This is a genomic window from Methanobacterium sp. BRmetb2, assembly GCA_003491285.1.
Lineage (GTDB): Archaea > Methanobacteriota > Methanobacteria > Methanobacteriales > Methanobacteriaceae > UBA117.
Genome location: CP022705.1, coordinates 1,023,103 through 1,039,888 on the forward strand (window position 1 = coordinate 1,023,103; position 16,786 = coordinate 1,039,888).

Genomic DNA, 16,786 nt, shown 5'->3' on the forward strand with positions numbered 1-16,786 from the left:
GAGGTATTATGGTGTGTAAAAAAATTAAGAGAGATTTCTAATTTACAATTAAATTTTTAATTTTGAATCGTTCTAATAATCAGAAATCCATACTTTTAATACAATATATTACACTTGAAATACATGTCTAGAATAGGCGTTTTTCATATTCTAAAAATATATTTCCACTACTGCCCGGCCCATATTATAATTAAAGGCCATGAGAAGTAAAATACTAGTTCAAGTGTAAAACTTCATTTTTAATTCAAGTTTCTTTTAGAATGTTCCGAGCTTCCCCTTTACCAGCATTCCAGTGATAGCAGATATATCCTCTAACCTGGAATCAATCACTTTTTCAACTTCTTTAGTCACAGCATCCATCTTGTAACCGTCTTCCAAAATTATCTGAGCACTTGCTGCTTTAGGCTGATCAACAGGTTTACCAATCTGACTTAAAAGCATTATATGAATTTGTTTAATTCCTTCAACATTTTCTACAACGTCACTTGCCATTTGGTTTGACAGTAGGTTATATATTTTACCCACATGATTTATTGGATTTTTACCAGAGGTAGCTTCCATAGACATTGGCCTGTTTGGAGTTATAAGTCCATTTGCACGATTCCCTCTGCCTACCGAACCATCGTCACCCATTTCAGCAGAGGTGCCAGTAACAGTTAGGTAAAATCCTTTCTCAGATTGACAGCTAGGATCATCAGCAGTATTTATAAACGTTTTAACGGCCCTATCAGTATGTTTAAGGGCCAAATCAGTGATGATATCATTAAGTTCATCTTTAACATTAATATAAGTATCACGATTATCTACATACTTGGAGATCATTGCTGTGGCCACGGTTAGAGTAATATCGTCGTGTTCTCTTAATCCCATAACTTTAATATCTTCTCCAACTTGTGGGAACTTCTTTTTAAAGCTCTTAGAATTTAATAGATTTTCTGCAGCAAGAACAATATTTTCAGTTTCCGAAAATGGTGCGTAACCTACTCCAAAGGAAGTATCATTAGCTTTAGCAATACCATCACGCCCAAATACGTCAACTAAATCTCCTGAACCTTGACCAATTTTACATTCAACTACTGTACATGTTTCCACATTTAAATTTATAATATTCTCTTTTAAATAGTTTTTAGCAGCTTCGATGGCGATTCTGTCAACACCTATCTTTTCTCCTTTATATTCCCTTACGCCCCTACCAGTTAGAAGAATTTCAATAGGTTTTATTACTTCTCCACCACCAAATTGGGGATCAGATTCACCAGCTGTAATCTGTACTTCGTCAGTATTATGGTGCAATACCCCGCCAAACTTATCAATATAAGCTTTACATAAAGCACAACTTACAGACTCGGCTATACCATCACTGATACTATCTGGATGTCCTATACCTTTTCTTTCCACAATCTCTACTTCATTTTTCTCAATAGGGCTCTGTTCGAGCTCTTTAACAATGATATTCCTCATGATGATTAACCTCCATACTTTTTAAGTGATCATGTTAAATTATCTTTATGAACTTTGTTCTCATAGTAAATAAAAGTAAGGGAAATAAACTGGGTTATGCAAAAATTGCTGATAGTTTCTTCTCCAGGTTCAAAGGTTTGATGTTCCAAAATACCTTAGAAAATGGCCTGATATTAAAACTTCCAAAACAGCGCGGAAGGCGATCTTCAGGAATTCACATGTTTTTTATGAAATTTCCCCTTGATATTATCTTTGCAAACTCCAAAAAAGAAGTAGTAGACTTGGTTACTGTAGATCCATGGGACACTTATACCCCTAAACAATCAGCCCAGTATATTATTGAACTAAAAAAAGGTCTCATAAACGAAACTAATACTGAAATAGGGGATGAAATAGATTTTGTATGTGATTTTGCATAAAACGATTTAACCCTTTAAATTATTTCAATAGAAAATTCAATTAATTATTAAATAAAATTCGATACACCATATCTCCATATAATTAGGAAAAATTATATGTATCAAATCATGATTTTCTCTTTTTTATTTCATTAATGGCCATGACAGAAATTTTCTTTACCACTGGATCTTCATCTTCAACAGTTTTTTCCAAAGGTTCAATTGCCTGTTCATCTCCAATAATGGAAAGAGCTAAGGCTGCAGCATATCTTACACTTGCTTTTTTATCATTTAAAAGAGTGATTAAATGTTTTATTGATCTTTTATCGTCAAAGGTTGCTAGTGAAAGTGCAGCAGCTTCACGTACATGGAACTCTTCATCTTCCAAAGCTTTAATTAGAGGTTCAATTGCTCTTGGATCTCCCACTTCCGCAAGAAGTTCGGCAGCATCTTCCCTTACGTACCATTTATCATCTCGAAGTTGTTTAATAAGAAAATCAATCCCATATCTTTCTTCCATCCATAATTACCCCCTTAACTTGCTACAAATATTAAGTTCTTAAAGTTATTTACTTGTTTTCATCTGGTTATGGTAAAGGCCATTATGTTCTAGTAATTTAGTTATCTAGAAAAAGTTTTGATAGCTTGGAAAAACCAAAAAAATAGAAAAATATTACCAAGTTTTGATTAATTTCCATCAAATTTTAGCTTTGATGGATGTTTTAATACATCAATTCCATCAAATTCATCTAATTTATCTGTATTTTTGATGTCAATTTCTCTCATGTAGATTGTTATAATTTTTCCGCCAGATATTGCTCCAAATGGACACGCCTGTTGACAAAGTCCGCAGCCCTCACATTCAAGTAAATTGATCTCCACCCCGGGGTTTATTGCATCGTTGGGACATGTTGCAGCCGCTTCGCAGATCTGACATTTTTGACATAAATCCAGTTCGAGTTTTGAAGGTAAAACCGTTTGAAGCTCACCTGATTCCATATCTACAGGGATTATAAAAGTTTTTACTCTTCCTTTTCCGGCTTGAGCCACTGCATTGGTAATTAAAGAATCTGCTATGCCATAAACTATTTTGGCAATGGTATTGGATGTTGTGGGAGAAACTATGAGTACATCGTATCGTCCCATTGATAATCTGCCAGTTATAGGAAAACTTGACTCTTGATCTTTTTCTAATGCCAGTTCCCTGTAATATCCTCCAGTCAACTTTTTAACTCTTTTAAAAAGTCCGTACATTTTAAGAACTTCTTCTCCTGCCTTGGAGATTAATATGGTTATTTCATGTTCATGGGCCATGTTCTCCAAAATTTCTACGCTTTCTAAAAGTAAATGGCCCGCTCCTGTAATTCCCCAAGCAACCTTCATAAAAATTTCCCTCAATACACCTGAACAAAAAAGGACAAATTATCTCATAAAAAGTAAAAAAATGGAAATTTCTAGAATTCGATGTATTTGTATGCTTCGTCCTCCTTAAAAGCATAATGTACCTTATTGTACTGGCTAATAAATTCAGAAACATCTTCTTTAACATCTTTTCCATCCACAACTACCTTTTTAATGTAATCAGCAACTTCACCCATATGTGATTCTTTCAAACCTCTCCGGGTTATCTCCTGGGTACCGATTCTAATACCTGATGGATCATCAGAACGATTAACATCATCCCAAGGAAGTAAATTTTTATTTAAAATTATATTATTCCTTTCTAAATCTTTAGCCATTACCGAAGCTTTACCAATCTTGGAAACATCCATAGCAATTTGATGAGATTCCGTGAACCCCAGATCTTCACATAAAACATTAAAACCCAATTCATACAAGTTTTGAGCTAATGTTTTAGAATTTTTAATAATTTGTTTGGAGTATTCTTTACCGAATTCAAGCATTTCTGATGTGGCTATTCCTAGAGCAGCTAAGTGATGAAGATGATGATTACTCACAACACCTGGAAATACAGCTTCATCAATTTTATCTTTTAATTCATCTTTACAGAGTATTATTCCACCCTGCGGACCAGGGAAAGTTTTGTGAGTACTTCCAACTAGAAGATCTGTGCCCTCTTTTAGAGGATCCTGAAAGTATCCGCCTGCTATAAGACCCATTACATGGGCACCATCATACATTACACGAGCACCTACCTCATCTGCCGCTTCTCTAGCTTCGGCCACTGGATGAGGGAAAAGGAATAAACTACCACCCAGTAAGACTATTTTAGGTTTATTTTTCAGTATTTCCTTTTTCATGGCATCGGCATCAATATTCATTTTAGTTGAATCAAATGGGTGAGGAATTACTTTGAGACCTCGAATACCTGCAGCGCTTACATTTGCATGGCTTATATGGCCACCCACCGGAACTTCTAAAGCCATTATTTTATCGTTATAATTCGATAAAGCAAAAAATGAAGCTAAATTAGCAACAACACCCGAAGTAGGTTGTACATTTGCATGTTCGGCGTTAAATATTTTTTTGGAAAGATCTATAGTTAAATTTTCTATTTTGTCAATGAATCCACAGCCCTCATAGAGCCTCTCATCAGGCAAGCCTTCAGCGTATCTATGGGATAGATCAGAAGCTAATGCTTCCCTTACACTTGTGCTAGTAATATTTTCACTGGCAATTAAATTGATACTGCTTTCCATCCATTTATGGTGCTCTTTTGTTAAATTTTCGATCTCTTGAGCGTATTTTTCATTTTCAAACATTATATTTCCTCATGAAACTGAATTTTGATAATCTTTAATTAATCTAAATGATGATATAAAAAGTACTTATATAAATATTTCAAGTTTTGATTAACATTTAATAATGAAATTAGGATTAATTTGATCGGAACATTCTTTTAGTACGCATCTCTTTTAAATTAGAAATTATTCTTAGTAAATCTGCTGCAGGAATACTTAACATCACATCTTCTGGGTTTAGATTAGTATTGTTTCTTGCACCGATATCTCCAAACCCATAAGTTACTTTTCCGGTTAAATATGGTAATGCAGCCATGGTACTGCATATAGGACCCGAATCAGCCCCCAATCCATGTATTCCTGAATCGTATGCATTAGCATGGAGGATTTCCATTCCCTGTTTGGCTTTACATATGATAAAGATTACATCTGGCTCAAATTCTGCTTTCATCAAAGGTGCAAATAATATGGCCTTAAATATTCCAGATTCCATCTGTTTGTTGTCATTCCATGACCTCTGTACGGCGGATACGTTCTTGTAGACCCCCATGCCTACCAGGAAGGCTCCGCTTCTCATGTTAGATGGAAATTCTTTAATATCTTTCAATCCACTGTATCTGGCACCACCCATACATTCTTCTTCCTCAGCAGTGGAATAAAAAACATCTCCACTAGAGGCATTTTCAAGTTTTTTACAGAACCTTGATGTGCCTTCTTCTTTCTGAATATTTCTTGGTATTTTAGTAGACCATTTAATTGCTACTGGTTCCTTTTCTATATCCAGTAATTCTTTTAATTCAATTCCCCATTTACTATACATAAAAACCCCTTTCACCATACAATTCTAGATTATTATCATTTTTAAAATACTACAATTAAATTTTCCTTAGAGGAAATATGCTAGAAATTTACTATATTGAAATTTTTAATGTTAAATTTGATTCAAATTGAAAAAATAAATCATAATATCAGTTTTAATTATCTAAAATAAATTTTAAATGATTTAATTAAAGATAGTAATTATTTAAAAATAAAAAAAAATAATTTAAGGGTTTAAAACCCCTAATTATTTGGATTCATCCAATGCAGCTTCGATCTGGGCCATTATCTGTCCAGTTCTGAAGTGTTGTTGATCCATTGCTCCAGATGGGCATGCAGCTACACATGTACCGCATCCTTTACATAGCGCAATATTTACGTGTGCTTGTTCGTCTTCTCTCTCTATTGCACCGAATGGGCATAGTTCAAGACAGACTTCACATCCACCACATACATCCAGGTCAGTAACAGCTACAATTGGCTCAATTTCCACTTCACCTTTAACCATTGGTATGGCTGCTCTGGCTGCTGCACCTGAAGCTTGAGCTACTGAGTCCGGAATATCCTTAGGACCTTGTGAAACTCCTGCTAAGTATATACCGTCAGTTAGGGTATCAACAGGCCTTAGTTTTGGGTGAGCTTCCATGAGGAATCCGTCTGCACTCTTAGATATACCGAGGGTCTGTCTGAGATCTTCTGCACCTTCTGGTGGGGTTAAACCTACAGATAATACTACCATATCATAGTCGTATTCTGTGACTTTTCCAAGAAGTGTGTCTTCTCCACGTATGGTTAAAGTCAGATCTGGGTTTTCCATTACTTCTGCTGGTCGTCCTCTTATAAACTTGATACCGTACTTTTCTTGTGAGCGTTTATAGAACTCTTCGAATCCTTTACCAAATGCTCTTATATCCATGTAGTAAATTGCTACATTTGTATCAGGCATTTTATCTTTTATGAGTTGAGCATTTTTCATTGCATACATACAGCATACTCTGGAACAGTATGGTTTGCCGATTTGCTCATCTCTGGAACCTACACATTGAATGAAAGCAACGCTTTTTGGTTTTTCACCGTCAGATGGTTTGAGAACTTTTCCTTCTGTTGGTCCAGAAGCGTTAATTTGTCTTTCTAGCTCCATTGCAGATACTACATTGGTGTGACTGCCGTAACCATACTCTAATTTTTCTGTTGGGTTGTAAGGATCGAATCCTGTAGCAACTATTATAGTTCCAACTTCTAATTCAACTTCTTCTGGTTCTTGGTCGTGTTTTACTGCTCCTCTTTCACAGATCTCGTCACATAGCTTACATTCGATACAGTAATCCTTATCGATGGTTGCACATAATGGAACTGCTTGTGGGAATGGGATGAAAGCTGCTTTTACCATACCAATACCTTGGTCAAAGTAGTTAGGCATTTCAATTGGACATACATCAACACATGAACCGCATCCAACACATAAATCTTCATCTATGTATCTAGGTTTCTTTTCCACTTTTACCTTGAAATTTCCAATGTAACCGTCAACTTCTTTAACTTCAGCATAGGTCATGAGTTCTATATTTTCATGTTTACCTACGTCCACCATTTTCGGTGCGAGAATACACATGGAACAGTCAAGAGTTGGGAAGGTTTTATCCAGTTGAGCCATTCTTCCACCAATGGTTGGCTCTTTTTCTACCATGTAGGTCTTGAATCCCATATCAGCTAAATCTAGTGCTGATTGGATACCTGCAACCCCTCCACCAATAACCATGGCTTTATTATCCACACTCACAGTTTCTGATTCTAGAGCTTCTAATAACCTTGATTTTGCAACTGCCATTCTTACTAAATCTTTTGCCTTTTCAGTAGCTTCTTCAGGCTGATTCATGTGCACCCATGAATCATGCTCCCTTATATTTGCAAACTCGAAAAGGTAGGGGTTGAGTCCGGCTTCCCTGACACATCTTCTGAATGTAGGTTCGTGAAGCCGTGGTGAGCATGCTGCTACAACTACTCTGTTTAAACCTAGCTCTTTAATGTCTTTTTGAATTTCTTCTTGTCCTGGGTCTGAACAATAGTATTTGTATTCTTTAGCTAAAGCTACATTAGGTAGAGTTGCTGCGTAATCCTTTACTGCTTCAACATCAATTACACCACCGATGTTAATACCACAGTGACACACATAAACTCCAATTTTTGGTTCTTCAATAGTTTCTTCATTTTTTTCTGCCATTAGATCACCTTGTACAAGTTGATGAATTCTAATCTTAAGTGATGTAAGGTGTATCACCAACACTTATAAAGATTTCTATCTATTTTTTTATACAAAGTTTATATACTATAATAAGTTTAAGGCATCCACGTAATACAAAGGTTATGGGCAACCAAAACCTGTTTTTGGCCATTTTTCCGGATTTCAGGTGAAATACTCAAGTATAATTTATAAAATCATTATAATCAACGGGATAGTTATCATGCTTAAAACTGTGGTTAAAAATATGCATGCTGCTGCTGCATTAACATCCAAGTCATAGTTAATTGCCAATACCAAACTAAGCATGGCCGAAGGCATGGCCGCCTCTACAATTATGACTGATCTTTCCAAACCACCAATACCTAAAAAATATACAATTAATAAGGCCAACACTGGGGCTAAAACCAATCTAATTAAACTAACATAAGATGCTGCTTCAAAATATCCCTTAATATTTCTAGCTTGAAGTGATAGTCCTAGAGATATCATGATAAGAGGTATGGCAGCACCGCTCAAATAATCAATTATATTTTCTGCTATCCCTATTTCAATATTTAAAAAGTTAAAGAGAATGCCAAGCAAAACTCCCCATAACGGAGGAAATAATAGGGCTCTTTTTATTATATCTGAAGATTTTCCTGTGAAAATTAGCATAAACAAAACGCCAAAACTAATAAAAAGAATTATGGAACCCATGTCATAGAAAATTGCCCTTATAAGGCCCTCTGTCCCAAAAACACTTAAAACTACAGGATAACCAAGAAATCCGGAATTCACCATGGTTGAGGTAGTTATAATGCTCCACCGGGTTTTTCTAGAATAACCCTTTGCCTTAGCAAGTAGATAACCAATCACTCCTGAAAGTATACCTAGAAATATGCAGATAAAAGGTATAGGTGCTAAAATATGAATATTTGTTAGATCTGCAGTGTACATAGCTAAAAATATTAGTGAAGGGATGCTCAAGTTCACTACAATCTTATTTAAAATTAAGGAATCTTCTGACTTTAAAAGGCCAATTTTTCGTAACAAATAGCCAATAGCTATCATTACAATTATGGTTATAATTGTTTCAACTGAATTCATTCTATCTACTTTTTAAATTGTTCGGTATAAAATGCATTGAAAACAAAAATAGATTATTAAAGTCCTATTTTATGAAAGAAAAAAAGGGAATTAGATTCTGTTTAATCTGTTCCCTCATTCGTTTTAAAATATTTAAAAAAAATTGAAGGTTAATGTTTAATCCGAAATACCTTCGGTTATTATTTTAAACACACATTCTCCTTCGGGTAAATGAGGACTGTCTACCAATCGAGCAATACGTTTTCCAGCTAATCCTTTTTTAAGCCAGATCCTGTAAGTTGCAGCGTGACCTAAAACATGACCACCAATAGCTTTGGTTGGGCTTCCAAAAAATGCGTCTGGCCTTGCTTGTACTTGGTTAGTTACAAAAACTGCTACATTATAAGTATTTGCTATGTTTTGTAAGGTATGTAAGTGCTGATTCAATTTTTGCTGTCTCGTTGCCAGGGACTCTCTTCCCACGTATTCCGCACGAAAATGTGCAGTCAAAGAATCAACAATTACCAACCGGATGTTAGTATCGCCCTGGATTAACTCATTCACTTTATCTGCCATTAATATTTGGTGGCTGGAATTAAAGGCTCTTGCAATATGAATTTTCTGTAATACTTCCTCTATATCAAGTTCTAGTCCGTCTGCAATTTGTTTAATCCTTTCGGGTCTGAATGTATTTTCAGTGTCTATAAAAACACATTCTCCATCAAGCCCGCCTTTTTCCTCTGGTAACTGAACAGTTACAGCAAGTTCATGAGATATTTGACTCTTACCCGAACCAAATTCACCAAATACTTCGGTTATGGATTGTGTTTCGATTCCCCCACCAATTAATTCATCTAAACCACTACTACCAGTGGTTATTCTCCCCACGTCTTTTCTGCGCTCCATAACGTCGAATGCTGTTTCAAAATCAATTTGTTCCGCTTTTCTAGCTGCTTCAATAACCTTTTGAGCTACACCCTCGCCTATTTCTGCTTTTACACTAAGTTCCTTTGCAGTGGCCGTGGCCAGCCTCATCATATCCGCAAAACCAGCATCTCTAAGTTTCTGTGCAGTTTTTTCACCAACATTAGGTAATTCTTCAAGTTCAACCATTTTGATCTCCTTTATAATTTGGTAATAAAAATTATCTATTGATCTTTTTTCATTCTAAATACAACACATATTCAAATATATTAAATACTATAAATTAATTCAATTTATATTTTTAGTTTCAAGTATTTTAAAAGTTTTTTTAAATTTAAATACCCTTATTTTCTGATTTAAGTTAAATTACTCACACTTAGATTAGCTATTATAGTGGAATATTATTCCACTATTTTTTTAACGTTAAGACGTAATTCTTCATTGTATTCATCAAAATTAGCATCGGCAACTATGACTATTTCTGTTCCAATCAGATCCTGTGCCTTTTCTCCTAACGAACCTTCATCACCAGTTTTATCAATTATTTCTTGCCCTTGTTCGGAAGTTAAACCAATTAACTTTTCTGCCTGTTTTCTGAAGAAGGTGACCCTGATATCTGCAGTATCATCCTCTATTCTGGTAGGAATTATCATGAGGTAGTTGGGGGTTTCTATTTCTTCTCCGCAGAAATCACATATATAAGCTTCTTCTACTAATTCAAGCCGCTTATTACAGTTAGGACACATAGGATACAAAATCCTGTCACTATAAACCTCTGAAATCTCTCCTTTTACTTTTATATTACGATCTTCCTCTTCGATTTCGTCAATCTTCTTTGATTTATAAATTGTTTCCTCTAGATCTTTAAATGAAGGTAAATTTTCTGCTTCTTTCTCTTTAAGTTTAATTAAATTTGAAGTTCTGCCCACGCTGAGTTCAAGATTATCATTCCGGAAGTTTATTCGTGGATTCTCAATTTTTATTGCATCTCCTATGTTTAAAGGAACTTCAGCCATATCATCCCATAACGAAACCCTGATAACTCCACTATCATCAGCTATTTCAGCAGACCTAACCTTTCCTATTGATCCATCATCTTTCTGGAATTCATTAGGTTCATATAAATCAATAATTCTGGCCAGTACCCTGGTGTTTCTTTCATCTTCTTCTAGTTGATGGATTTTTTTGGTGGTATATATCATTTCTTCAAGTTCAGCTATAGGAGGGATCTTTTCCACTTCCTCGTCAGTGGGTTCCAATACACGAGCAGTCTTCCCTATACTTAATTCAACATTATAAAGTCCTAAACGAGTTCTAGCATTTTCAAGACGTATTTCATCCCCGATATTTAATGTTGCGCTGGCTTTATCATCCCAAAATGAAGTTCTAACCACCCCTGACCCGTCAGCTATTTCAACAGATCTTACCACTCCAACAGTTCCATCATCTCTTTTAAATTCCCTAGGTTCATTAACATTGATTATTCTACCTATTATATCTACTTCTTCACCTTCTTCATCAATATCATCTAAATCTCCGATTTTAATTGGTTCTAGATGTTTTTTATATTCTTTAAGGAGTTTTAATAAAGTTCCATCAGATTCAGGGTTAATAGAAATACGAGAATTCCAGTTGGTGTTTATTCTATAACCTGTAGGTGAATATTCATCAAATTCCACATTACCCCCATTGATCTTTAAAATATCCCCTTTGTTAATTTTAAGCCCAGTATCCTCATTCCAGAGCGTTATTCTAATTTTACCTGTATCATCTGCTATTTCAATTGATTTTACAGAACCAGTGCTTCCGTCGCTACGTTCAAAATTTATAGTATCCTGTATTTTTGTCACAACCCCCATTACCGTGACATTTTTTTCTTCATGAGCATCTCCAATTTTAATGACCTTTTCTTCATGTTCTGGCACATCAAAATCTCCTTTTACAATTCTACTAATCCATGCATGAGTAAGTGAGATTTCACCATTTCTACTTCTGCTTTGTGCACCCAGTATTTTAACAGAATCCCCTTCTTCCAGTTTTAAATCAGCAATTAAACCCACATCATTGTTCCATAAGGTGTAAGAGATTGTGCCAGTTTCATCTTCAAGTTCAAGAGATAATACTTTTCCTTCACCGCCATTTCTATCGAATTTTCTGATTCGGGGTATTCTAATTATTCTAGCTATAATATTTACCTGCATGTCTTCTTTAATATCCGTTATATTAGTTATTTCCTCATCATATTTGGGAAAATCTTTATAATCTTTTTCAGATAACTTTTTGATTGTTGAACGAGGGTTTAAGTGAACTTCTTTACTCCTATAACCATCTTTTACTTCCACATTATTTATTTTAGCTATATCTCCTTCACTGATCTTTTTAACCATTTTTATATTTTCAGTCCAAAATACAGTCCTTATTTCCCCAGTATCATCAGCCAATATGATATTTAACACTTTTCCTTCTTTTCCATTTCTTTTAGTAAATTTTTTAGCATTGGATATGTGCATAACACGTCCTATAATACTAATCCTACTTTTTCCAGTTTCTAAATCAGCAATCTTAAATGATGCATTTTCTTCAGAGAGGGGCTTGTTTTTTTCGTTTATATGTTCACCTACAATCATACGGGCCAGGTCAAGTTCATTCATGAAGCTTACGTCTTCATATTCTTTTTTCATATTATCCATTCGCTTCAAAAATTCCTCCTCTGAAATTTTATCTGCTATTTTTTGGTACTCCTGCAATATTTCGTCTTTCATTTACTTCCCTCAATAAAAGTTCTCTCCACTATTATATTAAAAAATGCTATAAATTAATTTTAATATTGATTAATATTACTTATATATATTATTATTATTACTTATGTTATAGATTAGCTAATAACCTATTTATATGTCGTTACTTAAACTATTATTTGAATCAATTTTTGTATAAAAAGATTTAAAATCACGAGTTTTTAATAAATGATAAAATTGATTATCAAAATCATCTTTAAAGTATGAATCACTTCTTAAGTTATATGAAACCGACTTTACAATACTTATTCAATAAATAAAAATTAAAATTTATAAATGGAGGACCAAGAATGTCTATGACAATGGCAGAAAAGATACTGGCAAAAGCAGCTGGAGAAAAAGAAGCAGAAGCTGGAGAAATAGTAATGGCAAATATTGATGTGGCTATGACCCATGACTTAACTGGACCATTATCAGTAGAATCTTTTGAGAAAATTGGAACTCCTGAAGTATGGGATCCTGAAAAAATCGTGGTAATATTTGATCATCAAGTACCAGCAGACTCTATTGAAGCAGCAAACAACCATATAATAATGAGAAAATTTGTGGAAAACCAAAAAATAAAGAATTTTTATGATGTTAATGAAGGAGTCTGTCATCAAATACTACCTGAAAAAGGACATATAGTTCCGGGAGAGGTTGTAGTTGGTACAGATTCACATACTTGTACTCATGGAGCTTTAGGTGCATTTTCAACTGGTATTGGTTCAACTGACATGGCTATGGTCTTTTCAACAGGCAAATTATGGTTTAAAGTACCAAAAACCATTAAATTCAACATAAATGGTCAACTGCCTGATTATGTCTATGCTAAAGACGTGGTATTAAATATTATAGGAAGAATAGGTGCTGATGGAGCAACTTACATGGCTTGTGAATTTGGCGGTGAAACAGTTAAAGAGATGTCTGTATCTGACCGAATGGTTCTCTGCAACATGGCCATTGAAATGGGAGGAAAAACTGGTCTGGTGGAACCGGACAAAAAAACAATAGAATATATAAAAAATCGGACCACCAAACCCTATGAAATAATGAAAACAGATGCGGATGCAACTTCCCTTGAAATAATGGACGTTAAAGTAAATGATTTAGAACCACAAATTGCATGTCCACACAATGTGGATAATGTAAAACCAATCTCAGAAGTTGAAGGAACAGAAATAGATCAGGTCTTTCTAGGTTCTTGCACCAACGGGCGTCTGAATGATTTAAGAGACGCTGCAAAAATCATTAAAGGACATACCATTTCAAATAGTATCCGAATGCTGGTTATACCTGCCTCCAGAGAAATCTACCGCAAAGCCCTTGATGAAGGACTCATAGGAACATTTGTAGATGCTGGCGCCCTTGTTTGTAATCCATGTTGTGGCCCATGCCTAGGAGGGCATGTAGGGCTTCTAGGCCCTGGCGAGATTAGTCTTTCCACATCCAACCGGAACTTTAAAGGAAGGCAAGGAAGTGCAGAAGCAGAAGTATACCTGAGTTCAGCTGCAGTTGCAGCATCATCAGCAATCAAAGGTAAAATTACCGATCCACACAATTTAAAATAAAATTTGAAAAGAAGGAATAGTTATGAAAGGAAAGGTTTGGAAATTTGGAGATGACATTGACACAGATATCATAATACCTGGAAGATATCTGGTTTTAAGAGATGAAAAAGATCTTGCATGCCACGTAATGGAAGGTCTTGACCCTGAATTTTCTAATAAAGTAGAAAAAGGAGACATAATAGTAGGAGGCAAAAATTTTGGATGTGGTTCATCTAGAGAACACGCACCTATAGCAATTAAAGGTGCAGGAATATCTGCTGTTGTAGCTGAATCATTTGCACGTATTTTTTATAGAAATTCAATAAATGTTGGTCTTCCCCTATTTGAATCCAAAAATATTTCCCAAAATGTTTCCACTGGCGATAAAATAGAAGTCGACCCAGAGAAAGGAATTTTAAAAAATCTCACAACATCTAAAAAATATAAAATAACAAATTTACCTAAATTTATGGTTGAAATACTGGATAAAGGTGGACTTATCCCCTACTTAAAAGAAAAAATGGATGAAATATAATAAAATAGAATAATAAAAATTTAAACAATGAATAGGAGCTTGTAGGTGTTTATATGTATAAAATAGCAGTTATACCTGGAGATGGAATAGGTAAAGAAGTGATGGAAGCTACTTTACACGTTTTAGAAGCAATAAATGTTGAATTTGATTATACCTTTGCTGATGCTGGAGATGAATACGCAGAAATTAGTGGAGTGCCCCTCCCCCAAGAAACCGTAGATATAGTAAAGGCGTCCAAAGCCTGTTTATTTGGTGCTGCAGGTGAATCAGCTGCAGATGTTATTGTGAAAATGCGGCAAGAACTAGATTTATACGTAAATTTAAGGCCAGTCAAATCATACCCTGGAACTAAATGTGTATATGACGATTTAGACTTTGTAATTGTAAGAGAAAACACGGAAGGGATGTATATTGGTCGAGAAGAATACACAAACGAAGGAGCCACTGCTTTAAGGGTTGTAACTAAAAAAGCATCAGAAAGGATATGTAAATTTGGATTTGAATACGCTAAAAAGACCGGTCGAAGTAAAGTAACTGCTGTTCATAAGGCCAATGTTCTAAAAAAGACTGACGGCCTCTTTAGAGATACATTCTATGAGGTTGCAAAGAAATATCCGGAAATGGAAACTGATGATAGATACGTAGATGCAACTGCCATGTTCTTTATAACTCGTCCCCAAATGTTTGACGTTATTGTAACCACCAATCTCTTTGGTGATATTTTATCAGATGAAGGAGCCGGCCTGGTTGGAGGTTTAGGTTTAATACCCTCGGCCAATATAGGTGAAAAGCATGGATTATTCGAGCCAGTTCACGGATCTGCACCGAGCCACGCTGGAAAAGGAACTGCTAACCCTGCGGCTATGATGTTATCTGCAGTTTTAATGTTAGATTACTTGGAAGAACATGAAGAAGCTCGAAGATTTGAAAATGCGCTTATTGAAGTTCTAAAAGAAGGTAAAGTTGTTACCCAAGACTTAAGAGGTAACGCTTCCACCATGGAAATGGCTCGGGAAGTTAGAAAAAAACTAGAAAATTAAAATTGATTTAATTTTTTTTATTGCATTATTAATAGTAGTGAAGGAATCTTTATGAAACCTGACGATGTAAGAGCTGATATCCCCTTACTAAAAGATGTTATTTATCTAGATGCTGCAAGTACAACACCTACCCCTAAACCAGTAATAGATGCTATCTGTGATTATTTTTATAATTATAATTCTAATACAGGTAGGGGGGCCTATAAATTAGCAGTTAATGCTTCAGAAAAGTTCGACAAAGCCCGACTAACAATTGCCGAATTTTTAGGATGTCTGGAAGAAGAAATAATCTTCACTAAAAATACTACCGAAGCCATAAATTTAGTTGCTAACGGCCTTGATTTTAAAAAAGGAGATTCTATAATAGTTCCTAATATAGAACACCACTCAAATTTAGTTCCCTGGCTCAACCTTAAAAAAAGGGGAATTAATGTAAAGATTATAAAAGCTGATGAATTTGGAGTGGTAAATCCTGCTGATGTTGAAAAAGCTGTAGACAAAACCACTAAACTCATTACTGTAACACATATTTCTAATTCCATAGGTTCGGTCCAGCCAATTGATGAAATTGGGAAAATTGCCTATGACAACAATTCACTATACATGTTAGATGCGGCTCAGTCCGGAGGACATGTAAAACTTGATTTAAAGCAGATTAATGCAGATTTTGTGGTATTTCCCGGACATAAAGGATTTTTAGGTCCTGTAGGAACTGGATTTTTATATTGCGACCAGGAAAAGGCAGATAATATTTTTCCCATGAATCTGGGTGGTGGTACGATCTTAGATGTTACTGAAGATAGTTTTACTCTTGATTCATCACCGGCCCGATTTGAGGGAGGTACACAGAATATTGCTGGTATCATTGGACTGGAAGCAGCTGTAAAATATATTGATAAAATAGGGATAAATAAGATCGAAAAACACGGCAATAAACTTACAAAAATAATGTTTGAAGAAATTTCAAGTATAAAAAATACCATCTGTTATGGTGATCCAGAAAATATTTATGGTATCGTTTCCTTCAACATTAATAATATTAATTCACATGATGTGGCTAAGATATTAGATGAATTTCAAAATATATGTGTAAGAAGTGGTCATCACTGTGCAATACCTGCTATGAGACACATTGGAGCTTACAAGTTGGGCGGAACAGTTAGGACATCATTGCATTATTATAATAATAAAGAAGAAATTCAAATATTAGCTGATGTGGTAAAAAAGGTTTCAGAATCGTTTGGAGATAAAAAATGAATAAATATCAAATTAT

14 protein-coding genes are annotated in these 16,786 nt (G+C 34.9%); 5 read left to right on the top strand and 9 right to left on the bottom strand.

The window, feature by feature from the left end; translation table 11 throughout:
* Positions 1 to 255: 255 nt before the first annotated feature.
* Positions 256 to 1,461: an S-adenosylmethionine synthetase gene (locus tag CIT01_05250; protein AXV37642.1), complete on the bottom strand. Its 1,206-nt coding sequence runs from the start codon at positions 1,459 to 1,461 to the stop codon at positions 256 to 258.
* A 47-nt stretch (positions 1,462 to 1,508) separates the two neighbouring features.
* Between CIT01_05250 and CIT01_05255 the strand changes: the two genes are divergently transcribed.
* Entirely contained in the window at positions 1,509 to 1,880 is a 372-nt protein-coding gene (locus CIT01_05255; GenBank protein AXV37643.1) for a hypothetical protein, read from the top strand.
* Positions 1,881 to 1,986: 106 nt separating this feature from the next.
* Here the strand turns inward: CIT01_05255 and CIT01_05260 are convergent, their stop codons facing one another.
* From CIT01_05260 to CIT01_05295, 8 genes are all read right to left on the bottom strand, one after another.
* Positions 1,987 to 2,379: a PBS lyase gene (locus tag CIT01_05260; GenBank protein ID AXV37644.1), complete on the bottom strand. Its 393-nt coding sequence runs from the start codon at positions 2,377 to 2,379 to the stop codon at positions 1,987 to 1,989.
* Positions 2,380 to 2,546: 167 nt separating this feature from the next.
* Positions 2,547 to 3,242, bottom strand: coding sequence for a hypothetical protein (locus CIT01_05265; GenBank protein AXV37645.1), 696 nt, complete (start codon positions 3,240 to 3,242; stop codon positions 2,547 to 2,549).
* 71 nt (positions 3,243 to 3,313) lie between these two features.
* Positions 3,314 to 4,582, bottom strand: coding sequence for a serine hydroxymethyltransferase (locus CIT01_05270; GenBank protein AXV37646.1), 1,269 nt, complete (start codon positions 4,580 to 4,582; stop codon positions 3,314 to 3,316).
* A 115-nt stretch (positions 4,583 to 4,697) separates the two neighbouring features.
* The gene (locus tag CIT01_05275; GenBank protein ID AXV37647.1) at positions 4,698 to 5,381 is read right to left on the bottom strand and encodes a hypothetical protein; all 684 of its coding nucleotides are present in this window, start codon (positions 5,379 to 5,381) and stop codon (positions 4,698 to 4,700) included.
* 246 nt (positions 5,382 to 5,627) lie between these two features.
* On the bottom strand, positions 5,628 to 7,601 hold the full coding sequence (locus CIT01_05280; GenBank protein ID AXV37648.1) for a disulfide reductase: 1,974 nt from the start codon (positions 7,599 to 7,601) through the stop codon (positions 5,628 to 5,630).
* A gap of 207 nt (positions 7,602 to 7,808) precedes the next feature.
* Positions 7,809 to 8,708: a transporter gene (locus tag CIT01_05285; GenBank protein AXV37649.1), complete on the bottom strand. Its 900-nt coding sequence runs from the start codon at positions 8,706 to 8,708 to the stop codon at positions 7,809 to 7,811.
* Between the two features lie 156 nt (positions 8,709 to 8,864).
* A complete protein-coding gene (gene radA / locus CIT01_05290) occupies positions 8,865 to 9,800 on the bottom strand; it encodes a DNA repair and recombination protein RadA (GenBank protein AXV37650.1) in 936 nt (311 codons plus the stop codon).
* Between the two features lie 212 nt (positions 9,801 to 10,012).
* Positions 10,013 to 12,373, bottom strand: a complete 2,361-nt coding sequence (locus CIT01_05295; protein AXV37651.1) for a replication protein A — start codon at positions 12,371 to 12,373, stop codon at positions 10,013 to 10,015.
* Between the two features lie 326 nt (positions 12,374 to 12,699).
* Here CIT01_05295 and CIT01_05300 point away from each other — a divergent pair, with 326 nt between their 5' ends.
* Genes CIT01_05300 through CIT01_05315 form a run of 4 tightly spaced genes read left to right on the top strand, consistent with a single transcriptional unit; the run spans position 12,700 to position 16,770 of the window.
* Entirely contained in the window at positions 12,700 to 13,959 is a 1,260-nt protein-coding gene (locus CIT01_05300) for a 3-isopropylmalate dehydratase large subunit (GenBank protein ID AXV37652.1), read from the top strand.
* A 22-nt stretch (positions 13,960 to 13,981) separates the two neighbouring features.
* Entirely contained in the window at positions 13,982 to 14,473 is a 492-nt protein-coding gene (locus tag CIT01_05305) for a 3-isopropylmalate dehydratase (GenBank protein AXV37653.1), read from the top strand.
* Positions 14,474 to 14,526: 53 nt separating this feature from the next.
* Positions 14,527 to 15,513 (top strand): isocitrate dehydrogenase, encoded by a 987-nt coding sequence (locus CIT01_05310; GenBank protein AXV37654.1) that lies wholly within the window; start codon positions 14,527 to 14,529, stop codon positions 15,511 to 15,513.
* A gap of 51 nt (positions 15,514 to 15,564) precedes the next feature.
* Positions 15,565 to 16,770 (top strand): cysteine desulfurase, encoded by a 1,206-nt coding sequence (locus CIT01_05315; GenBank protein ID AXV37655.1) that lies wholly within the window; start codon positions 15,565 to 15,567, stop codon positions 16,768 to 16,770.
* The last annotated feature ends 16 nt before the right edge of the window (positions 16,771 to 16,786 follow it).